Origin of the sequence: Gryllotalpicola koreensis, from assembly GCF_039538185.1 — a bacterium.
Taxonomy (GTDB): Bacteria; Actinomycetota; Actinomycetes; order Actinomycetales; family Microbacteriaceae; genus Gryllotalpicola; species Gryllotalpicola koreensis.
On record NZ_BAABBW010000003.1, the window covers coordinates 134,465 to 154,977 of the forward strand.

18 protein-coding genes are annotated in these 20,513 nt (G+C 69.5%); 14 read left to right on the plus strand and 4 right to left on the minus strand.

Features of this window, described 5'->3' with window-relative positions; translation table 11 throughout:
* Positions 1-25 precede the first annotated feature (25 nt).
* The 4 genes from ABD708_RS09195 to ABD708_RS09210 all read left to right on the plus strand — a co-directional run bounded on the left by ABD708_RS09195 (position 26) and on the right by ABD708_RS09210 (position 5,527).
* Entirely contained in the window at positions 26-1,000 is a 975-nt protein-coding gene (locus tag ABD708_RS09195) for a carbohydrate ABC transporter permease (protein ID WP_344753622.1), read from the plus strand.
* Between the two features lies 1 nt (position 1,001).
* Positions 1,002-1,817: a carbohydrate ABC transporter permease gene (locus ABD708_RS09200; protein WP_344753624.1), complete on the plus strand. Its 816-nt coding sequence runs from the start codon at positions 1,002-1,004 to the stop codon at positions 1,815-1,817.
* 41 nt (positions 1,818-1,858) lie between these two features.
* A complete protein-coding gene (locus ABD708_RS09205; protein WP_344753626.1) occupies positions 1,859-3,565 on the plus strand; it encodes an amylo-alpha-1,6-glucosidase in 1,707 nt (568 codons plus the stop codon).
* A 66-nt stretch (positions 3,566-3,631) separates the two neighbouring features.
* Positions 3,632-5,527, plus strand: a complete 1,896-nt coding sequence (locus ABD708_RS09210; RefSeq protein ID WP_344753628.1) for a glycoside hydrolase family 127 protein — start codon at positions 3,632-3,634, stop codon at positions 5,525-5,527.
* A 1-nt stretch (position 5,528) separates the two neighbouring features.
* Here ABD708_RS09210 and ABD708_RS09215 read toward each other — a convergent pair whose 3' ends face one another.
* Positions 5,529-6,539, minus strand: a complete 1,011-nt coding sequence (locus ABD708_RS09215; protein ID WP_344753630.1) for an acetylxylan esterase — start codon at positions 6,537-6,539, stop codon at positions 5,529-5,531.
* Positions 6,540-6,650: 111 nt separating this feature from the next.
* Entirely contained in the window at positions 6,651-7,757 is a 1,107-nt protein-coding gene (locus tag ABD708_RS09220; RefSeq protein WP_344753632.1) for a hypothetical protein, read from the minus strand.
* A gap of 111 nt (positions 7,758-7,868) precedes the next feature.
* On the opposite strand from ABD708_RS09220, the gene ABD708_RS09225 reads away from it, so the two are divergent.
* The 3 genes from ABD708_RS09225 to ABD708_RS09235 all read left to right on the plus strand — a co-directional run bounded on the left by ABD708_RS09225 (position 7,869) and on the right by ABD708_RS09235 (position 11,632).
* The gene (locus ABD708_RS09225) at positions 7,869-8,567 is read left to right on the plus strand and encodes a type 1 glutamine amidotransferase (protein ID WP_344753634.1); all 699 of its coding nucleotides are present in this window, start codon (positions 7,869-7,871) and stop codon (positions 8,565-8,567) included.
* 179 nt (positions 8,568-8,746) lie between these two features.
* A complete protein-coding gene (locus ABD708_RS09230) occupies positions 8,747-10,162 on the plus strand; it encodes a GH1 family beta-glucosidase (protein WP_344753636.1) in 1,416 nt (471 codons plus the stop codon).
* A 285-nt stretch (positions 10,163-10,447) separates the two neighbouring features.
* Positions 10,448-11,632: an ROK family protein gene (locus tag ABD708_RS09235; RefSeq protein ID WP_344753638.1), complete on the plus strand. Its 1,185-nt coding sequence runs from the start codon at positions 10,448-10,450 to the stop codon at positions 11,630-11,632.
* 4 nt (positions 11,633-11,636) lie between these two features.
* On the opposite strand, the gene ABD708_RS09240 is transcribed toward ABD708_RS09235, so the two are convergent.
* Complete coding sequence (locus ABD708_RS09240) at positions 11,637-12,677, minus strand: LacI family DNA-binding transcriptional regulator (RefSeq protein WP_344753640.1); 1,041 nt, start codon at positions 12,675-12,677, stop codon at positions 11,637-11,639.
* A gap of 168 nt (positions 12,678-12,845) precedes the next feature.
* Between ABD708_RS09240 and ABD708_RS09245 the strand changes: the two genes are divergently transcribed.
* From ABD708_RS09245 to ABD708_RS09265, 5 genes are all read left to right on the plus strand, one after another.
* The gene (locus tag ABD708_RS09245) at positions 12,846-14,138 is read left to right on the plus strand and encodes an ABC transporter substrate-binding protein (protein WP_344753642.1); all 1,293 of its coding nucleotides are present in this window, start codon (positions 12,846-12,848) and stop codon (positions 14,136-14,138) included.
* A gap of 10 nt (positions 14,139-14,148) precedes the next feature.
* Positions 14,149-15,165 carry a carbohydrate ABC transporter permease gene (locus ABD708_RS09250; protein WP_425553271.1) on the plus strand — a complete coding sequence of 339 codons (1,017 nt, stop codon included), beginning with the start codon at positions 14,149-14,151 and terminating at the stop codon, positions 15,163-15,165.
* Positions 15,165-16,049 (plus strand): carbohydrate ABC transporter permease, encoded by an 885-nt coding sequence (locus ABD708_RS09255; protein ID WP_344753644.1) that lies wholly within the window; start codon positions 15,165-15,167, stop codon positions 16,047-16,049. Before ABD708_RS09250 ends, ABD708_RS09255 begins: the two co-directional genes overlap by 1 nt.
* A gap of 37 nt (positions 16,050-16,086) precedes the next feature.
* The gene (arfA, locus tag ABD708_RS09260) at positions 16,087-17,607 is read left to right on the plus strand and encodes an arabinosylfuranosidase ArfA (protein ID WP_344753646.1); all 1,521 of its coding nucleotides are present in this window, start codon (positions 16,087-16,089) and stop codon (positions 17,605-17,607) included.
* Positions 17,608-17,849: 242 nt separating this feature from the next.
* Positions 17,850-19,049, plus strand: coding sequence for a multidrug effflux MFS transporter (locus ABD708_RS09265; RefSeq protein WP_344754516.1), 1,200 nt, complete (start codon positions 17,850-17,852; stop codon positions 19,047-19,049).
* Between the two features lie 72 nt (positions 19,050-19,121).
* On the opposite strand, the gene ABD708_RS09270 is transcribed toward ABD708_RS09265, so the two are convergent.
* Positions 19,122-19,934 (minus strand): aminoglycoside phosphotransferase family protein, encoded by an 813-nt coding sequence (locus ABD708_RS09270; protein WP_344753648.1) that lies wholly within the window; start codon positions 19,932-19,934, stop codon positions 19,122-19,124.
* 61 nt (positions 19,935-19,995) lie between these two features.
* Here ABD708_RS09270 and ABD708_RS09275 point away from each other — a divergent pair, with 61 nt between their 5' ends.
* Positions 19,996-20,166: a hypothetical protein gene (locus tag ABD708_RS09275; protein WP_344753650.1), complete on the plus strand. Its 171-nt coding sequence runs from the start codon at positions 19,996-19,998 to the stop codon at positions 20,164-20,166.
* Between the two features lie 10 nt (positions 20,167-20,176).
* Positions 20,177-20,446 (plus strand): acylphosphatase, encoded by a 270-nt coding sequence (locus tag ABD708_RS09280; protein ID WP_344753652.1) that lies wholly within the window; start codon positions 20,177-20,179, stop codon positions 20,444-20,446.
* Positions 20,447-20,513: the final 67 nt, after the last annotated feature.

Genomic DNA, 20,513 nt, shown 5'->3' on the forward strand with positions numbered 1-20,513 from the left:
GATGCCGAATGCCGACAGGACCGAAATGACAGCAACCTCGTCACAGGCGCCGTCGGCTGCGCGCGCCCGGGCCGGGGCGGCAGACCCAACCGCCCCGACCCGGGCCACGCGCTCCCGCGCGCACCGGCGGGCGCAGTGGACCGCATGGGGGTTCATCGCCCCCGTGGTGATCTACCTCGCCTTGTTCTACGCCTACCCGCTCTACAAGAACATCGACCTCAGCATCCGCCACTACACCGTGCGCTCGTTCATCACGGGCGATGCGGAGTTCGTCGGATTCCAGAACTTCGCCGCGATCTTCAGCAGCTCGACCTTCTGGCCGGCGATCCTCAACACGGGCCTCTTCGTCTTCGTGTCGATCGCCTTCCAGTTCGCCATCGGGCTCGCGCTCGCGGTGTTCTTCTTCCGCAACTTCCGCCTCTCGGGGCTGCTGCGGGCTCTCTTCCTCGTACCGTGGCTGCTGCCGCTGCTGGTCTCCGCCTCGACGTGGTCGTGGATGATGAACAGCGACTCGGGGGTGATCAACGCCTTCCTCGAGGCCTTCGGGATCGGCCAGATCAACTGGCTCACCTCGCCCGACTGGTCGCTCATCGCCGTTCTCATCGCCAATATCTGGATCGGCATCCCGTTCAACCTCGTGATCATGTACTCGGGCCTTCAGGGAATCCCGAACGACGTCTACGAGGCGGCCGCGATCGACGGGGCGAACGGCTGGCAGCGGTTCTGGCGCATCACCTTCCCGCTGCTGCGGCCCGTCACGGCGATCACGCTGCTCTTGGGCTTCATCTACACGCTGAAGGTCTTCGACATCATCTGGATCATGACGCGCGGCGGCCCGGCGACCTCGTCGACCACGCTCGCGATCTGGTCGTACCAGCTCGGCTTCGGCTCGCTGCTGCCGGACTTCAGCTCGGCCGCCGCCGTCGGGAACGTGCTCATCGTCATCGCCCTGGTCTTCGGGCTGGCCTACGCGCGCGTGCAGCGCAGATTGGAGGCGTGACATGACCCGCCGCTCCTGGTGGCGCACCGCCGTCGGCATCCTGCTCACTGCCGTGATGCTGTTCCCCGTCTACTGGATGGTCAATGTCTCGTTCACGCGCGACAGCGACATGCGCAAGGACCCGCCGAACCTGTTCCCGATCAACGGGACGGTCGAGGGCTATGCGGCCGTGCTGCACCAGCAGCTGCCGTTCCTCGCGACGAGCCTCATCATCGGGCTCGGCACCGTCGTGCTGACGCTCGCGCTTGCCGCGCCCGCTGCGTTCTCACTCGCGAAGCTGCGGCCGAAGGGCGGCGGCGTGGTCAGCTTCCTGCTGCTCATCGCCCAGATCATCCCCGCGATCATCATGTCGATGGGCTTCTACACGATCTACGTGCGGCTCGGCATCCTCGACACGATCTGGGGTCTGATCATCGCCGACTCGACGCTCGCCGTGCCGTTCGGGGTGCTGATCTTCGCAGCATTCATGTCGGGGATCCCCGACGAGCTGATCCAGGCGTCGCGCATCGACGGGGCGAGCACGTGGCGCACCTTCCGATCGGTGGTGCTGCCCGTGAGCCGCAACTCGATCGTGACCGTGGCGCTGTTCTCGTTCCTGTGGGCGTGGTCCGACTTCCTGTTCGCGAACACGCTCGACGGCGGCGGCACCTGGAAGCCGATCACGCTCGGCATCTACGCCTACATCGGCAACAACAACCAGCAGTGGAACTCGATCATGGCGACCGCTGTCGTCGCCTCGATCCCCGCCGCGGTGCTGCTCGTCGTCGCGCAGAAATACGTGGCGGCCGGCGTGACCGCGGGCGCGGTCAAGGACTGATCGGATTCCCCACCGTGACCTCTGACACACCTGGGACACCCGTGTCTTCGAACCCCTCCTTCGACATCCGCCAGATCCCGTTCAGCCGCCGCGGCTCGTGGCTGGACGTCTCGCCGGTCATCGGCACCCATCGCACCCACGAGCTGCTCCATCTCGTCTCGCACCAGTCCGGCATGACTGCGGTTCTGCAGTTCCGGCCTGAACGGGCGGCGGCGGTCGAGGCCTCAGCCACGCGCCTGAGCTGGATCGCCGAGGGCGGCCGCGTCGACGCGGTCTTTGAGACCGGCGACACCCTGCGGCTGCGCGGGCGCGGCCTCGAGCTGACGCTCGCCGACCCGGGGGAGACGCTCACGCCGTTCAGCGGCAGCTATCTCTTCCGCGACCCGGTCGACGGCTCGGCCGTCTTCACCTCGTACGAGACCGGGCGGCGCTACCGCGTGACCGCGCTGAGCGGCGCGCTGCGCATCGTCGGCGAGGAGGCGCTCGGCTCGGCCGCGCGTGCCGTGACCCTGGAAGGCGCCGAGTGGGAGGCCGTGGTCGAGGAGTACGAGACGGGGCGCGCGCCGTACCGCGCGAGCGGCTCGTTCGATGACGCGGTGGCTGACGTGGCACAGGACTTCGACGGATTCCTGGCCGCGGTCGCCCCGTGGCGGAATCCCTCGTCCCCTGCCGCCGCGCTCGCCGCCTATGTGCTGTGGTCGGCCACGGTCGCGCCGCGCGGCTTCGTCACGCGCGAGGCGATCCTGATGTCGAAGCACTGGATGGACAAGGTGTGGAGCTGGGACCACTGCTTCAACGCCCTCGCCGTCGTGGGCGGGCTGCCTGGGGCAGGCGTCGACAACTTCCTCATGCCGTTCGATCATCAGGAGGCATCCGGCGCGCTGCCCGACTCTGTGACGCACTCCGAAGTGCTGTACAACTTCGTGAAGCCGCCGATCCACGGCTGGGCGCTGCGCGAGCTGCGGGCGCGTGCGCCGCACGCCCTCGGGCGCGACGCGCTGATCGAGATCCATGGGCGGCTCGCCGCCTGGTCGCGGTTCTGGCTGTCGCGTCGCGTGCCCGGCCACGCGCTGCCGCATTACCAGCACGGCAATGACAGCGGATGGGACAACTCGACGACGTTCGACGCCGACCGCCTCATCGAGGCTCCCGATCTCGCTGCGTTCCTCGGCGTGCAGCTGCGTGTATTGGCCGACCTCACCGCTGAGCTCGGGCTCGACGGCGCCGCCGCGTGGCGCGCCGAGGCCGACGCGCTGTTCGATGCGCTGCAGAGCGAGCTGTGGCGCGGGGATCATTTCATCGCCCGGGCGGCGGCGACCGGGCGCGAGAGCTTGAGCTCGAGCCTGCTGAACGCGCTTCCGCTGCTGGCATCCGATCACCTGGCGCCTGAGATCGTGCGCGCGCTCGTCGCGCGGCTCGACGCGCACCTGACCGAGTGGGGGCTCGCGACAGAACCCGTGAGCAGCGAGCTCTACGAGTCCGACGGGTACTGGCGCGGGCCGATCTGGGCGCCGTCGACGGTGCTCATCTACGACGGCCTCCGCAAGGCGGGCGAGCACCGGCTCGCCGCCGAGGTGAGCAGGCGCTTCCGGCGGCTCTGCGAGCGCTCGGGCTTCGCCGAGAACTTCGACGCGGTGACGGGCGACGGCCTGCGCGACCGCGCGTATACCTGGACGGCAAGCGCGTATCTGCTGCTCGCGGCGGACGCGGTCGAGACGGATGCCGCGGCTGCCGTCGAACCCGCGTGACGCAGCCGTTCACCGACGACCACATGACCACATGACCACCACACCATCACCGATTCGAGGCACCGGATGACATCACTCCGCACCGGCGGACCCGTGCACCCCTCCCACGCCGTGCTGCGCCCGCTCGGCCCTGACGAGATCGCCATCACGGGCGGCTTCTGGGGCGAGCGGCAGGAGGTGAACGCGCGCGCCACCATCGCCCACTGCCAGGAGTGGATGGAGCGCATCGGCTGGATCGGCAACTTCGACCGCGCCGCCGCCGGCACGATTGCCGGCAGCCACGCGGGCATCGAATTCGTCGACTCCGAGGTGTACAAGCTGCTCGAGGCGATGGCGTGGGAGCTCGCGCGGCGGCCCGACGACGAGCTCGAGGCCCGGTACGAGGCGCTCGTCGCACGGGTCGCGGCCGCCCAGGAATCCGACGGGTACCTGCACACCAGCTTCGGGCGCGATGGACAGCCCGCGCGCTACTCGAACCTCGAGTTCGGGCACGAGCTGTACTGCTTCGGGCACCTCTTCCAGGCCGCCGTCGCGCGACTGCGCACCGGGCACGACGACCTGCTGCCGCAGGTCGCGCGGCGCCTCGCCGACCACGTCTCCGAGGCGTTCGGGCCGACCGGCCGCGTCGGAGTCTGCGGCCACCCCGAGATCGAGATGGGGCTCGTGGAGCTGTTCCGCATCACCGGCGAGCTGCGCTACCTCGAGCAGGCCGAGCTGTTCATCGCGCGGCGCGGCACCGGCACGCTGCGCGGCGCGTCGTTCGGGCCGTTCGCACAGGAGTACTTCCAGGACGACGTGCCCGTGCGCGAGGCCGTCACGATGCGCGGCCATGCGGTGCGGGCGCTCTATCTGGCATCCGGCGCCCTCGATGTGGCCGACGAGACGCGCGATGACGCGCTCGCCGACGCTGTGGCCCTGCAGTGGGCCAGCGCGGTCGCGCGCCGCACCTATGTGACGGGCGGGGTCGGCTCGCACCACCAGGACGAGGCCTTCGGCGATGACTTCGAGCTGCCGCCCGATCGCGCGTACGCCGAGACCTGCGCCGGCATCGCGTCGGTCATGCTCAGCTGGCGGCTGCTGCTCGAGAGCGGTGACGAGAGATATGCCGAGCTGATCGAGCGCACGCTGCTCAACAACGTGCTCGCCTCCCCCCGCGAGGACGGCCGTGCGTTCTACTACACCAACACCCTGCACCAGCGGATGCCGGGCGCGATCCCCGACGAGCACGAGCTGTCGCACCGCGCCGAGGCGAGCCTGCGCGCTCCCTGGTTCGAGGTGTCGTGCTGCCCGACGAACGTCGCGCGCACCCTGGCGAGCATCGGGCTGTACTTCGCGACCGCGACGGGCGACGGGGTGCAGCTGCACCAGTACGGGGACTACGAGATCGCGACGACGCTCGACGCGGGTGCGGTGCGGCTGCGGGTCGCCAGCGGCTACCCGTTCGACGGTGGCGTGGAGGTGACGGTGACAGATGCGCCGTCGGCCGAGATCGCGCTGCGGCTGCGCGTGCCGGCGTGGGCGGTCGGGCAGGCAGCGCTGTCTGAGGATGCCGCGCTCGTCGGTGGCGCGTTCGAGGTGCGCCGCACCTTCCGCGCGGGCGAGACGCTGCGCCTCGAGCTGCCGCTCACCGCGCGCGTGACCTACCCGGACCCGCGCATCGACGCCGTGCGCGGCGACTTCGCGGTCGAGCGCGGGCCGCTCGTGCTCGCGCTCGAGTCGGTCGACCTGCCGGCCGGCTGGAGCGTCAACGACGTCGAGGCCGACCCGGCGACGCTGCGCGCGGACGGCGACGTGACCGAGTTGAGCGTGACGCGACGCGCGCCGGCCGAGGCAAGCTGGCCCTATGCATCCGATCGCCTGAGCGGCGAAGCCGAGCGCGTGACCGCGCGACTGGTCCCGTACTACTCATGGGCCAATCGCGGGCCGTCCACCATGCGCGTGTGGATTCCGCGCGTGGGCTGACTCAGCGGCGCTGCGCGAGGAACTCCGCCTGCTTGAGCCACTGGTAGGTCTGGCCGCCCTCGTGCCCGTTGTACGGGTACACCTCGATCGCCTTGTCGGCCGAGGCGAGCGCATTGAATCCGGCGAAGGTCGATGACGGGGGCACGACCTGGTCCATCAGGGCGACCGACCACAGCGACGGCGCCGTGATGCGCTTCGCGAAGTTCACCCCGTCGAAGTACGCCGCCGTGTTCCACACGGTCTCGACGTCGTTGCGGTGGGCGGCGAGGTAGCGGCTGAGCTCCTGGTACGGGTCGGAGATGGCGACGTTCGTGCCGTGCTCCCACGCGCACAGGAACGCGACGTCGGGCAGCAGCGCCCAGACGTCGGGGGAGAGGCCGGCCGCCGCGATCGCGATGCCGCCGCCCTGGCTGCCGCCGGTGACCGCGATGCGCGCCGGGTCGATGAAATCCCAGGTGCGCACCTCGTCGACGAGCCGCGCGGCGTCGGTGAACACGCGGCGGTAGTAGTGCTCCTTCGGGTCGAGGATGCCGCGGGTCATCCACCCCGACACGGCGGAGGTCGAGCCGTGCGGGTCGGCGGTGTCGCCGCCCGTTCCCCAGCCAGAGCCCTGACCGCGCGTGTCCATCAACACGTGCACGTAGCCGCTCGCCGCCCACTGGAGGCGCTCGCCCACGATGCCGCGCCCGCCGTTGTAGCCGATGAACTCGACGACGACCGGCAGCTTCCCGCCCTCGGTACCCTCGCGGCCCGCGCTGCCGGTGTCTCCCTTGGGGCGCGTGACCCACGCCTTCACCGGGTCGGCATTGAAACCGGGGAAGGTGAGGTCCTCCACGATCAGCTCGGTGATCGGGCTGTCGGCGGGCGTGCGGCTCGCGGTCGCGCCCGTGAGGTCGGCGGCCGTGCGGGCCTCCGCCAGGGTCTCGTTCCAGAAGACGTCGAAGTCGGCCGGCTCGCGGACGGCGGGGGTGAAGGCTCGCAACTGCGCGAGCGGCATGTCGGTGAACGGCATGCTTCCGACCCTACGCGGTGTGCGAGGCGCTCACCCAACTGCGCCGAACGGTCAGTGCTGCGCTGTGAGAGACCGCGCACGACGCGGCGATGGCCGTTCAGAGCAGATGAGCTACCAGGGGCGACCGAGGTGTCGCGGGCCGCGCGACGCGGGCAAGCCGTGTGCGACCAGCAGGGTGCGCAGCCGCAGCGGCTCACGCAGGTATGACCAGTCCCATCGCACGAAGTCACGGATGCCGCTGCGCAAGAAGTCTTCCCGGAGTTTCTCATCGATCACGACCTGCACGGCGTCGCGCCCGTTTCGGAACTCGGCTTGACGCAGTTTCACCAGCCCGTCGAACTCACCGATCAGGCCGAACTCTGGCCACTCGAAGTCGGTGAAGTACCAGCGCCGACCGCCCGGCCTCGCCGCATGGCGCACCTGGAGCTGTGGAACGGGAAATCCGAAGGCATCCATCAGCACCCGGCTGACCGATTCGCCGACCGAGCCTGATGCGCCGTTTGCGAAATCGACGGCGGCCTGCGCGGCCACCCGATTGCGCACGGCTGCGGAGGCTGCAAGCGCATCCAGGACCTCTGCTTGCACAGCGCGCTGCCGCGGCTCGGCGCGATCCGCGTTCAGGGCGAAATCGAGCGCGGAGACGGCCTTGGCGCGGGGGAGCCACTTCGCCGCGTCTGCAAGTGTGCGTGCCGGGGTTGTGACGAAGAACTCGCCCCACGGCTGCACGTCCTGCTCGCGGAATTCGTCGAAGTGAACCGTCGTGTCGGAAACCCGCCGCCGGCCTGATGCGGGCGGTTCCAGCAGTTCGACGCGGGACGGCACACCGCCCAAGAGCGGGAAGCCGTGGATCGCGAGCGCGGTCTCGCCGGCGAAGATCACGCGCCCCGAGTGCGTGAGCCCGACCGATATGGCCTGCTCGAGGTAGCGCCGCCTGGTCTCCGCGTGGAACTCCTTCCCCTTCAGCTCGGAGAGCGACGGGAGAGGCTCGCGATAGATGGAACGACGCAGCCGGTCGAGCTCGCCGCGTGCGGCGGCACGACGGAAGACGGCCGAATCGACCTGCTCGGAGGTTGTGCGGCGAGCGTCGATCAGGCGGGACAGATCAGGTGGCGGAAGATTCATAAGAAGGGCATACCGACTCCGGCATCCGCCCGGTCTGCGCTTTGCGCCGAATAGGGGATAACTGCGGCAGATCGCGGGCTGTGGACGGAGACTCAAGCGCGCTGCCCCACGGCGGCTCGACTGCGCCGGACGGTCACCGCTGCCGCGCGCAGCAGCGCGTGGCGCGCAGAGGTGACCGTTCAGTGCAGTTGACCGGAGAATGTGGGAATGGTGCGGGTGCTTGTCGTGCAGAACTCACCGGGCAGCGGGCCGCGGCGGTTCGGCGAGTGGTGGAGCGACGACGGGCTCGAGCTCGACATCCGGCCCGGTGCCGACGGGCTACCCGAGAGCCTCGACGGCTACGCCGGGCTCGTGCTGCTCGGCGGCGGCTTCCTGCCGAGCGACGACGAGCGCGCGCCGTGGCTGCCGGCCGAGCGGGCATTGACGAGCGCCGCGCTCGCCGCGAGCCTCCCGACCCTCGGCATCTGCCTCGGCGGCCAGCTGCTCGCCGAAGTAGCCGGCGGGGAGGTGCGCGGCAAGCACGGCAGGCCAGAGCGCGGATCGACGAGCATCGGGCTGACGGATGCCGCCACCGGGGATGCCCTGCTCGCGGGCATCCCCGGCTCCATCTCGATGATCGAGAACCACCAGGACTCCATCACCGCTCTGCCCTCGGGCGCCGTGCTGCTCGCGAGCAGCACGGACCACCCCAACCAGGCGTTCCGGCTCGGCGATGCGGCGTGGGGTTTGCAGTTCCACCCCGAGGTCGCGGCCGCCGACCTCGCCGGCTGGAACGCGCGCGAGCTCGCGGCCGAGGGCCTCGACCTCGCTGCGGTGCGCGCAGCCGCCGACGCGGCGGAGCCGGCTGCGGCATCCGTCGCCCGCCGCCTCGCCGCGAACTTCGCGGCCATTGTCGTCGCGGGCTGAGCGCCGCCACGCACGCGCTGCTCAGATCCGCAGTGCGCGCCTCGCGTCCGTGCAGCGCATCGCGGATCCGAGCAGCGCAACCGAGCACGCCGCCCCGCGCGCCCGATAGGATCCGCTTAACCGATTCACCTCGTCGTGGATCGGCGACGCCACCACGATGGAGAGGTAGCACGCACCGCATGACCACCGACGACTTCCGCGAGAGCGGTCTGAGCTTCCCCGCGGGTTTCACCTTCGGCTCGGCGACCGCGTCGTATCAGATCGAGGGGGCCGTCGCCGAAGACGGCAGGAAGCCCAGCATCTGGGACACCTTCAGCCACACCCCGGGCAAGGTCGCGAACGGCGACACCGGCGACGTGGCCGTCGACTTCTACCACCGCGTCGACGATGACCTCGACCTCATCGCCTCGCTCGGCCTCCACGCCTACCGCCTCTCGATCGCGTGGCCGCGCATCGTTCCCGACGGCGTCGGCGCGGTGAACGAGAAGGGGCTCGCGTTCTACGAGCGGGTCATCGACGGGCTCATCGCCCGCGGCATCGAGCCCGTCGTCACGCTGTACCACTGGGACCTGCCGCAGGCGCTCGAGGACCGCGGCGGCTGGACCAACCGCGAGACCAGCTATGCGTTCGCCGAGTACGCCCGCGTCGTCGGCGAGCGCCTCGGCGACCGGGTCTCCGTCTGGACCACCCTCAACGAGCCGTGGTGCGCGGCCTACCTCGGCTACGCGGCCGGCGAGCACGCGCCCGGCCACCTGAGCGAGCTCGAGAGCCTGCAGGCGGTGCACCACCTCAACCTCGCGCACGGCCTCGCGCTGATCGAGCTGCGCAAGGTCGTGACGAAGACGGACGCGAAGTATTCGGTGACCAACAACCTGGCATCCGTCTATGCCGCCGATCCTGACAACCCCGACGACCTGGATGCCAAGCGGCAGATCGAGGCGCTGCGCAACCGGGCCTTCACCGAGCCTCAGCTGCGCGGTCGCTACCCGCACGACCTGCTCGAGGACACCAAGGAGATCACCGACTGGTCGTTCGTGCTGCCGGGCGATCTCGAGCTGATCCACCAGCCGATCGACCTGCTGGGCATCAACTACTACAACACCGACACGGTGCGGCGCGGCCCAGAGCACTCGACCGTCGGCACGCCGTTCCCCGGCGCGAGGCGCGTCGAATGGGCCGAGCAACCCGGGCCGGTCACCGCGATGGGCTGGAACATCGCGCCGCGGGGCCTCTACGACCTGCTGGTCTCGACCCATGAGCTGTACCCCGAGTTCGATCTCGTCATCACCGAGAACGGCGCCGCCTACGACGACCGCGTTGTCATCGGCGAGGACGGCGAGCGTCACGTGCACGACCCCGAGCGCACGGACTATCTGCAGCGGCATTTCGTGGCGGCGCACCGCGCCATCGAGGCGGGCGTGCCGCTGACCGGCTATTTCGTGTGGTCGCTGATGGACAACTTCGAGTGGGCGTTCGGCTACGAGAAGCGCTTCGGCATCGTGCACGTCGACTACGACACCCAGGTGCGCACCAAGAAGGACAGCGCGCTGTGGTATGCGCGGCTCGCCGAGACGGGCGTGATTCCCGAGGTGTGATTCGGGGGCCGTCACCTCTCGCACGATGTGTCACATCGATGCCGGAACCCGGGGTGACGGATCGTGCGAAAGGTGACAAATCGTCCGGGAGCCCCGGCCGACGGCGGTTATTTGCGGGCGGGTGAGTGCCTATGCGCCCTTCTCGGGGCGCGCGTCGGGCGGCACCTCAACCTCGCCGAGCGTCTCGGACCCCGTCGATGATGGGCCGCCGTCCCAGTTCGTGGGATGCTCGGAGGCGACCGGGAATCCGCCGATGACGACCCGAGACCGAGGAATAGGGGTGCCGTGAGTCCGACCCGCCGTGGCAACAACCTCGACAGCGTGCGCATGCACAACCTGTCGACGGTGCTCACGATCGCGCACCACGTCGGCTCCGTGTCCCGGTCGGACGTCACGCGCGAGACCGGCCTCAACCGCTCGACCATCGGGGCGCTCGTCGGCGAGCTCGCCGACCTCGGGCTCATCACCGAATCCGGCCCCGACGCGAACCTGCGCGTCGGCCGACCGAGCCCCGTCATCTCCCCGAACCCGCGCGTTGCCGCACTCGCCGTGAACCCCGAGATCGACGCCGTCACGGTCGGCCTCGTCGGCCTCGACGGCCGCGTGCAGCAGCGCCGGCGCGTCGCCCTCGACCGCGTGCCGACGCCCGGCGAGGCCGTCGGCGCGGCGGCCGACGCGATCGCCGGGCTGATCGAGGCGACATCCGTCGACCGGGTCGTCGGCATCGGCGTCGCGGTGCCGGGGCTGGTGCGGCAGTCCGACGGGCTGGTGCGGCGCGCGCCGCATCTCGGGTGGGTCGACGTGCCGTTCGCGCAGCTGCTGGCGGATGCCACGCAGCTGCCCGTGCGCGCGTCGAACGACGCCCAGCTGGGCGCCTACGCCGAGCACGTCTTCGGCGCGGGCATCGGGGTGGGCGAGCTGATCTACGTCAACGGCGGCTCGAGCGGCATCGGCGGGGGAGTGATCCTCGGCGGCGCCGCGTTCACCGGGGCTGCGGGGCACGCGGGCGAGCTCGGGCACGTCCGCGTCGTCTCCTCCGACGCGGTCGACTCCGGCGGGCTCGCCGGCACGCTCGAGGCCGAGGTCTCGCGTGCCCGCCTGCTGAAGGTGCTCGGGCTCGAGGGGCAGAGCGTGGATGCCGATGGGCTGACCGCCGCGATCCAGGCATCCGATGACCCCGCCGTGCGCGCCGAGGTGCACCGCCAGCTCGAACTGCTCAGCGTCGCGCTGGGCACGGCGCTCACGCTCTTCAACCCGCGGCTCGTGGTGCTCGGCGGCTTCCTCGCCACGCTCTACCAGGCTGACGCCGCCGCCCTCGACCGGGCGGTCGCGCACGCGACCCTGCCCGAAACGCTCGAGGGTGTGCAGATCACGCGCACGCGCCTCGGCAGCGACATCCTGCTGATCGGCGCCGCCGAGCTGGCCTTCGAGCCGTTGCTCGCCGACCCGGCCTCGCTCAGCCCGAGCTGAGCGGCTAGCGAGGCCGGGCGGGGCCGGTGGAGGCCCGCACCACGAGCTCCGCCGACATCTCGATGCGCGGGCGTGCACGCCCCGCCGCCCCCTCTGAGCGGGCGAGGTCGAGCAGCATCCTGACGGCGCTCTCGCCCATCTCCCTGCTCGGCTGGCGCACGGTCGTGAGCGGCGGGCTGATCCAGTGCGCTTCGGGCAGGTCGTCGAAGCCGACCACGCTGATGTCCGTGGGGATCCTGAGGCCGCGCTCCGCAAGTGCGTTGTACACGCCGAGCGCCATGGGGTCGGAGCAGGCGAAGATCGCGGTGATCCCCGGGTCGCGGTCGAACAACTTGTGCGTGTCGGCGCGGGCGCGCTCCTCGTCCCACTGCCCGGGGGCGACGGTGACCTTCGAGTCGCCCGGGGCGGCGCTCACCGTCGAGCGGAAGCCGTCGACGCGGGCGCGGCTGTAGATGTGCCGCGAATAGCCGGCGATCACGCCCATGTGCCGATGGCCGAGGGCGAGCAGGTGCTCGGCGGCCATGCGGCCCGCGTCCCAGTTGGCCACGCCGATCCCTGCGATGCCGGTCGGCGGTGCGCTCATCGGCTCGAGCAGCACCATCGGGACGCCCGCAGCGACGAGCGCGTGGAACTGCGGCGAGGTGGGCTCCAGCAGTGCGCCGACGACACCGATGCCGCGCCGCCGCAGGATGCGCGATGCCCAGTCGGTGCCCGGCTGGGCCAGGGTGATGATGAGATCAAGATCGGATGCCGCGGCCGCGTGCCCCACGCCGACCAGAACCTGGTTCGCCCACGAGCCCTCGAGGTGCGTCACCACCAGGTTCAGCGCGGTCGATGTGGCGCCCTCGTCCTGGCCGCTCTCGCCCGTGCTGCGCGGCCTGCGCGTGTAGCCGACGGCCTGCACGGCATTCATCACCTTCGCCCGTGTCTCGGCGGACACGTCGGTCCCGCCGCGGAGCACTTTCGACACGGTGGGCACGCTGGTGCCGGCGGTCTCGGCGACGAGAGAGAGCGTCGGGCGGGCGCCGACGGGCCGTGAGGGCATGACGCCAACATTATTGGTCGCTAACGGTTTTGCAACTTGCGAAAGGAAATCGTTTTGCACGAGAGCCTTTTCGGTGTAAAAAGGGCTCGGCTCTGGCGAATGGCCGTTGAGTTTGCGCAACTAATTCGCCCCAACGGTGTCAACGACGACAATCAGGGAGTTTCCACAATGACGCGGAAATCACGCAGCGCGGCGGTGCTCGCGCTCGGGCTGGGGGTCGCGCTCGCGGCCGCCGGCTGCGCCGGCAACGGCGACGACAAGGGCGGCTCGTCCGCCAACGGAAAGGTCACGCTCACCCTCTGGGAGAACTCGACCACGGGTCCCGGCGCCCAGTATTGGAAGGATGCGGTGGCCGCCTTCCACACCGCCCATCCCAACGTCACCATCAAGCTCCAAGCGATCCAGAACGAGGACTTCGACGGCAAGCTGCAGACCGCCCTCAACTCCAGCTCCGCGCCCGACATCTTCATGCAGCGCGGCGGCGGCAAGATGCAGGCGATGGTCGACGCGGGGCAGCTGCAGGCGCTCGACCTCGACGACGCCACGAAGACGGCGGCGGGCGCGGCTCTCGCGGGCAACACGATCGATGGCAAGGTCTACGCGGTGCCGACCGACACCCAGCCCGAGGGCATCTACTACAGCCAGGACCTGTTCAAGCAGGCCGGCATCACGACGCCCCCGACCTCGATGGACGAGCTGGACACCGACGTCGCCAAGCTGAAGGCCGCCGGCATCACGCCGATCGCCGTCGGCGCCAAGGACGCGTGGCCGGCCGCGCACTGGTACTACAACTTCGCCCTGCGCGAGTGCAGCCAGAAGACCATCACCGAGGTCACGAAGTCGCTCAAGTTCACCGACGAGTGCTGGACCAAGGCGGGCGAGGACGTCGCGGCGCTGCTCAAGACCGACCCGTTCCAGAACGGATTCCTCACCACCGCCGCCCAGCAGGGTGCCGGCTCCTCGGCGGGTCTCGTGGCCAACCACAAGGCGGCCATGGAGCTCATGGGCAACTGGGACCCCGGAGTGATCGCGTCGCTGACTCCTGACCAGAAGCCGCTTCCCGACCTGGGCTGGTTCCCGTTCCCCTCGGTCGCGGGTGGCAAGGGCGACCCGTCGGCCCTGATGGCCGGCGGCGGCGGCTACTCGCTGTCGAAGAACGCCCCGAAGGAGGCGCTGGAGTTCGTCGAGTTCATCCTGACCCCCGAGCAGCAGAAGGCCTACGCCACGGCGTTCCAGTCCATCCCGGTGAACAAGGAGGCGCAGTCCGTCGTCACGCAGCCGTACAACATCTCGTCGCTGCAGGCCTTCAACAAGGCCGCCTACACGGTGAACTTCCTCGACACCCAGTACGGCCAGAACGTCGGCAACGCGCTCAACACCGCCGTCGTCAATCTGCTCGCGGGCAAGGGCACCGCGGCGGACATCGTCAAGGACACCAACGCCGCAGCGGCGAAGGGCTGAGTACGAGCAGATGAGCGACACCCTGGGTACCGCAGCGGCCGTCGGCCGCGAGGCGCAGGGCACGACTCGCGTCGGGGGCACGGCTCAGGCCGCGTCCCCGACGCCGTCGGCGCGCAAGCGCCGCAGCCGTGCCCTGATGCGGCTCGAGATCGCCGTGCTCTCGGGCCCCGCGATCGTGATGTTCCTGGCGTTCGTGATCTTCCCGGTCGCGCTCGCCGCGTTCTACGGCTTCTTCCGGTGGCACGGCTACGGGCCCGCCACCGACTTCGTGGGGCTCAACAACTACAAGCTGATCCTCACCGATCCCGAGTTCCAGAAGGTGCTCTGGCACAACCTGCAGATCGTGGTCCTCTCCCTGGTCATCCAGGGGCCGCTCGCGATCGTGCTCGCGCTGCTGCTGAACCAGAAGATCCGGGGCCGGGCGGCCATCCGCATCCTGATCTTCGTCCCTTACGTGATCTCCGAGGTCATCGTCGGCACCGGCTTCAGCCTCATGCTGCAGTCCAGCGGAGCCGTCAACGATCTGCTCCACAACATCGGGCTCGGCTTCCTCGCCGCGGACTGGCTGAGCGATCCGAACATCGCGATCTGGTCGCTGATGGGCATCATCTCGTGGAAGTACATCGGCTTCGCCGTGATCCTGATGCTCGCGGGCCTCCAGTCCATCCCCGAGGAGCTGTTCGAAGCAGCCGCGATCGACGGCGCCTCGTACTGGCAGATCCAGCGGAGCATCACCCTGCCGCTGCTCGGTCCCACCATTCGCATCTGGGCGTTCCTGTCGATCATCGGCTCGCTGCAGCTGTTCGATCTCGTTTACATCATCTGGGGGCAGTACATCGCCTCCACCGCCGGCACCTCGACCATGGCGACCTACATGGTCGCCCAGGGCCGCACCGCCGGGAACTACGGCTACGGCTCGGCCGTCGCGGTCGTGATGTTCCTGATCTCGCTGATCATCGCGCTGCTCTACCAGCGCTTCATCCTGCGCCGCGACCTGCAAGGCGCCGTCACCGAGGGAGTCCACTGATGACCGCTGCCGAGAACCCGGTCCAGCCCCGTCGGCTGTACCGCAGGACGGTCGACCGCGACACACCGCAGAAGTGGGGCAGCCCGCTCACGTACTTCATCGCCCTGCTGCTCATCGCCGTGTGCATCGCGCCGGTGCTGTACATCGTGGTCGGCGGCTTCCGCACGAACTCCCAGATCACCACGAGCCCGGCGGGACTGCCGAACCCCTGGGTTTTCAGCAACTACCTCGGCGTGCTCTCGACGACGACGTTCTGGGGTGAGTTCGCGAACTCGGTCATCGTCGCCCTGGTCAGCACGGCCGGAGTCGTCGTTCTCGGGGTGGCGGTGAGCTACGTCATCGCCCGCTACGACTTCAAGCTCAAGGGCGCGATGTACTCGCTGTTCGCCGCGGGCCTCATGTTCCCCCTGGTCATCGCGATCACGCCGCTGTACATCATGGTCAAAGACCTGGGCTTGATCGACAACCTCTTCGGCGTGATCATCCCGCAGATCGCCTTCGGCCTGCCGACGACCGTGATCATCCTGGTGCCGTTCCTCCGGGCGATCCCGAACGAGCTCGAAGAGGCGGCCTCCATCGACGGCGCCAGCCGCCTCGGCTTCTTCTTCCGCATGGCCATTCCGCTGTCGATCCCGGGCGTCGTGACGGTCGCGATCCTGGCGTTCATCGGCAGTTGGAACAACTACGTGCTGCCGCTGTACATCCTCAACTCGCAGTCGAACTTCACTCTGCCGCTGGGGGTGCAGGCGTTCTCGTCGCAGTACTCGGCCGACACCGCGAAGATCCTTGCGTTCACCTCGCTCGCGATGCTCCCGGCGTTGATCTTCTTCTCGATCTTCCAGAAGCGCATCGTCGGCGGCCTCACCGGCGCCGTGAAAGGCTAGGAAGATCCCCATTCCCGTCCTTCGAGAGGACCGTTAGTTGCCGCGCGCCCACATCGAGCTCGACCCCCATGCCGTCATCGCCCCCGTCAACCGCCGCACCTTCGGCTCGTTTGTCGAGCATCTCGGTCGGTGCGTCTACGACGGCATCTACGAACCCGGCCACGAGACGGCGAATGAAGACGGATTCCGCCTGGATGTCGTCGAGCTCGTCAAGGAGCTCGGCAGCACCACGATCCGCTACCCCGGCGGCAACTTCGTCTCGGGATTCCGGTGGGAGGACTCCGTCGGCCCGCGCGACAAGCGCCCGGTGCGCCGCGACCTCGCCTGGCGGTCGATCGAGACCAACCAGGTCGGCCTCGACGAGTTCGCCCGCTGGCTGAAGCTCACCGACTCCGAGCTGATGCTGGCCGTGAACCTCGGCACCCGCGGCATCCTCGAGGCCCTCGACCTGCTCGAGTACGCGAACCATCCCTCGGGCACCGCGCTGTCGGACCTGCGTATCGCCAACGGCACGCCAGAGCCGCACAACGTGCGCATGTGGTGCCTCGGCAACGAGATGGACGGCACCTGGCAGACCGGCTTCATGTCGGCAGACGACTACGGCAAGCTCGCCGCGCGCACCGCGCAGGCGATGAAGACGGCCCAGCCCGACCTCGAGCTCGTCGTCTGCGGGTCGTCGGGCTCGGGCATGCCGCACTTCGGCGACTGGGAGCGCACGGTCCTCGAGCACAGCTACGAGTTCGTCGACTACGTCTCATGCCACGCGTACTACCAGGAGTACGACGGCGACCTCGGCTCGTTCCTCGCCTCGGCGAACGACATGGACTACTTCATCGAGACCGTGGTCGCGACCGCCGATCACGTCGGTTACAAGAAGCGGTCGAGCAAGAAGATCAATCTCTCGTTCGACGAGTGGAACGTCTGGTACCTGCACAAGACGGATGCCGACGGCGACAGCCCCGACCCCGCAGCCGCCGCCTCGAGCGAGTGGCGGCACGCACCGCGCCTGCTCGAGGACGTGTACACGGTGGCGGATGCCGTGGTGGTCGGCAACCTGCTCATGACGCTCCTCAAGCACAGCGACCGCGTGACCTCCGCCTCGCTCGCGCAGCTCGTCAACGTCATCGCCCCGATCATGACCGAGCCGGGCGGACCGGCGTGGCGGCAGACGACGTTCTACCCGTTCTCGATCACGAGCCGGCTCGCGTCGGGGCAGGTGATCAAGCCCGTCATCGAGGCGCCGACGTGTGAGACGGCACGTCACGGGCAGGCATCCGTCATCGATGCCGTCGCAACGGTCGACGACGATCACGCCGCCGTCTTCCTCGTCAACCGCGACCTCACGGAGCCGGCCCAGCTCACGATCGACGTGCGCGGTCTCGGATTCGCGCACGTCGCCGAGGCCGTCACCCTCGCCGACGCCGACGTCTACGCGCAGAACACGCTGGCGGACCAGGAGCGGGTCGTGCCGCGGGCCAACGCGAGCGCCGTTCTCGCCGACGGTGTGCTGACGATCGAGCTGCCCCCCGTCTCGTGGACGGCGATCTCGCTCAGCTGACCCGGCCACGCCGGTCGTCACAAAAGCACGGGATCCGGCGCCGGCGCGTGCTTTTGTGACGACCGGGCCTCGCGTAACATTGAGGTGCGCCGTCGAATCGATTCGAGGAAGAACGTGCAGGGGCGCCTTTCGCACCGCTCTCTTCTTCGCTTTGGACTTTCGTGACCTCGACCGCCCCTCTTGACCTCACCCTCGCCGCCTCTGACGAGACGCTTGCGCGCCGCCGCCACCCCGGCGACGCGCTGAGCAGCCGCCAACGGCTCAGCTACGTGCTCATCCTGGGTGCGCTCACCGCGCTCGGCCCGTTCACGATGGACACCTACCTGCCGTCGCTGCCCACGCTGCAGGCCGACCTCGACACGACGACCTCGCTCACTCAGCTCACCCTGACGGCGACGACGGTCGGCTTCGGCATCGGCCAGCTGCTCGTCGGCCCGTGGAGCGACCGGGTCGGCCGCCGCCTTCCCCTGATCCTCGCGACGAGCCTGCACATCATCGCGTGCCTCGGTGCGGCGCTCGCGCCGAACATCGAGGTGCTCAGCGTCTTCCGCTTCCTGCAGGGCTTCGGCGCGGCCGCCGGCGGCGTCGTCGCGCAGGCGATGGTGCGCGACCTGTTCGGCGGGCGGCCGCTCGTGCGCATGCTCTCTAACCTTGCGCTCGTGAACGGCCTGGCGCCGGTCATCGCCCCGGTCCTCGGCTCGCAGCTGTTGCTGATCATGCCCTGGCGCGGCATCTTCTGGGTGCTCGCGGCCTACGGCGCCTTCGTCGTCGGCTGCGTCGCACTGTGGATCGTCGAGACGCGCCCGCCCTCTGCACGGCACGGCTCAGCGCACGCCACGGTCGGCGCCCGCTACAAGGCGGTGCTCACCGACCGCATCTACATCGGCATCGTGCTCGTCGGCTCAATGAACTTCGCGGGGCTGTTCGCGTACCTCTCGGCGAGCACCTTCCTGTTCCAGGACCTCTACGACTTCTCGCCGCAGCAATACGGACTGCTGTTCGCCGTGAACTCCGTCGGCATCATCATCGGTGTGCAGACCGCGGGCCGGCTCTCGCACCGGGTGGGCCCGCAGTGGATCCTCGCCTCCTCGACCGCCGTCATGCTCGCCGCCGCGATCGCCATCGTCATCACGAGCGCCGCGGGGCTCGGCGTGTGGGGGGTCATGGTGCCGCTGTGGTTCTTCATCTGCGCCTGCGGATTCGGATTCCCCACCGTCGGCGTGCTCACCATGAACTCGCACCCGCACGAGGCCGGCACCGCCGCCTCGCTGCTCGGAGCGTTCCAATTCGTGCTCGCGGGCGTCGTCGCCCCGATCGTCGGGCTCTTCCACCTGACGAGCGGCCTGCCGATGGGCGCCATCATGGTCGTCACCTCGACGCTGTCGGTGCTCGGCTTGTGGTTCGTCGTGCGGCCGAAGACGGTGCCCGACATCGGGCACTGACCCGACCCGGTTTCTGCGCCTGCGGCCGACAACTGTGCGTGCCGCCGCGGGCGCAGCTGTCGGCGGGGCGCACTAATGCCGCGGCTCGCGCCACAGGGTGCTCAGGGCGTGCCAGGCGGTGTGCCAGTCGCGCAGGCGGTCGGGTGAGACGCCGGTGACGGATGCCACGACGCCGATGCGCCGCTCGAGGCGGGCCGGCTCGTGGTTCGATCGATACGTCTCGTGCGGGTTGCAGAGCAGGTTCGCGTAGTCGAATCCGCTCTCGCCGACGAGCGCCTTCGGGTCGATCGCCTTCCACGCCGGCGCGTCGGCGTCGCCGAAGTCGAGCACGTTGTCGTGGTGCACATCGCCGTGCAGCAGAACCTCGTCGAGCGGGTTCTCGAGCAGGCGGAGGGCGGTGGCGCGGGCATCCGCGTTCTCCTCATCCGAGGTCTGCAGCAGGTCGCGGAACCAGCGGCGCAGGGGCACCGCGCGCACTTTGTGGTGCGGCGGCGTATGCAGGCGCAGCGCCGTCTCGGCGAGCACCCGGGTGGCCGCATCGTCGCCGTCGTCACCTCGGGCGACGAGTTCGGAGAGCGAGCGCGGACCCGTGGCGCGCTCGAGCAGCACCGCAGGGCCGAGGTGCTGGAGGACGGCGGCGGATGCGGCATCCGTGCCGCTCCACCACGCCATCAGCGCATTGCCGCGCTGCTCCTCGACGACCCGCGCCAGCTTCAGCACGGCCGGGGTGCCGTCGCTCGTGCGCACGAACGAGATCGCGCTGGTGCGAGTGACCACGGGCGGGGCGTCCGCCGTCAGCCGCCACGAGGCGAGGTATGCGGAGGTGGCCTCGCTGAGATCCGAGCCGAGCGAACCGAGCTCGCTCGGGGGCCGGGCGCGCGTCATGCTCCAAGCATGGCGCTTCATGCAGCCCGGCCCCCGATAGGCTGGTGGGCAGGAGGACCCCATGACCGTCATCAAGCTCGTGATCGCCGGAATCTTCTTCGCGGGCGGATTCGTGCTCTTCGCCGTCGCCCCAGAGCTTCCGAGCTGGCAGGCCCTGGTCTTCTTCGCCGGCATCGTCTCGATCGCGCTGTCGTTCGCGCTGCCGATGAACGTCTTCGCGAAGACCAGCTGACGCGGGCGCCATGAGGCGGGTGCACGCGGTCGTCACCGGCGAGGTGCAGGGCGTCGGCTTCCGGTACGCGGCGCGCGCCAGGGCGCAGGAGCTCGGGCTCGCGGGCTGGGTGCGCAACCTCGCCGACGGCTCGGTCGAGGTCGAGGCAGAGGGCGAGACGGGCGCCGTCGAGCGGATGCTGGCCTGGCTCGATCGCGGCCCGAGGGCCGCGCGCCTGGCATCCGTCGCCGTCACTGAGACGCCCGTGACGCACGCGACGGAGTTCACGATCGAGCGTTAACACCCCCGTCTTAGGGGTCTGCTAAGTTCACGGGTTATTCACCGTCCATTCACCCGAACGGGGGTCC

What these genes read in the sequence shown, in the direction of transcription:
- ABD708_RS09195 (WP_344753622.1), top strand. Translation starts at nt 26, where the DNA reads ATGACAGCAACCTCGTCACAGGCGCCGTCGGCTGCGCGCGCCCGGGCC.
- ABD708_RS09200 (WP_344753624.1), top strand. Translation starts at nt 1,002, where the DNA reads ATGACCCGCCGCTCCTGGTGGCGCACCGCCGTCGGCATCCTGCTCACT.
- ABD708_RS09210 (WP_344753628.1), top strand. Translation starts at nt 3,632, where the DNA reads ATGACATCACTCCGCACCGGCGGACCCGTGCACCCCTCCCACGCCGTG.
- ABD708_RS09215 (WP_344753630.1), bottom strand. Translation starts at nt 6,539, where the DNA reads ATGCCGTTCACCGACATGCCGCTCGCGCAGTTGCGAGCCTTCACCCCC.
- ABD708_RS09225 (WP_344753634.1), top strand. Translation starts at nt 7,869, where the DNA reads ATGGTGCGGGTGCTTGTCGTGCAGAACTCACCGGGCAGCGGGCCGCGG.
- ABD708_RS09230 (WP_344753636.1), top strand. Translation starts at nt 8,747, where the DNA reads ATGACCACCGACGACTTCCGCGAGAGCGGTCTGAGCTTCCCCGCGGGT.
- ABD708_RS09240 (WP_344753640.1), bottom strand. Translation starts at nt 12,677, where the DNA reads ATGCCCTCACGGCCCGTCGGCGCCCGCCCGACGCTCTCTCTCGTCGCC.
- ABD708_RS09245 (WP_344753642.1), top strand. Translation starts at nt 12,846, where the DNA reads ATGACGCGGAAATCACGCAGCGCGGCGGTGCTCGCGCTCGGGCTGGGG.
- ABD708_RS09250 (WP_425553271.1), top strand. Translation starts at nt 14,149, where the DNA reads ATGAGCGACACCCTGGGTACCGCAGCGGCCGTCGGCCGCGAGGCGCAG.
- ABD708_RS09255 (WP_344753644.1), top strand. Translation starts at nt 15,165, where the DNA reads ATGACCGCTGCCGAGAACCCGGTCCAGCCCCGTCGGCTGTACCGCAGG.
- ABD708_RS09270 (WP_344753648.1), bottom strand. Translation starts at nt 19,934, where the DNA reads ATGACGCGCGCCCGGCCCCCGAGCGAGCTCGGTTCGCTCGGCTCGGAT.
- ABD708_RS09275 (WP_344753650.1), top strand. Translation starts at nt 19,996, where the DNA reads ATGACCGTCATCAAGCTCGTGATCGCCGGAATCTTCTTCGCGGGCGGA.
- ABD708_RS09280 (WP_344753652.1), top strand. Translation starts at nt 20,177, where the DNA reads ATGAGGCGGGTGCACGCGGTCGTCACCGGCGAGGTGCAGGGCGTCGGC.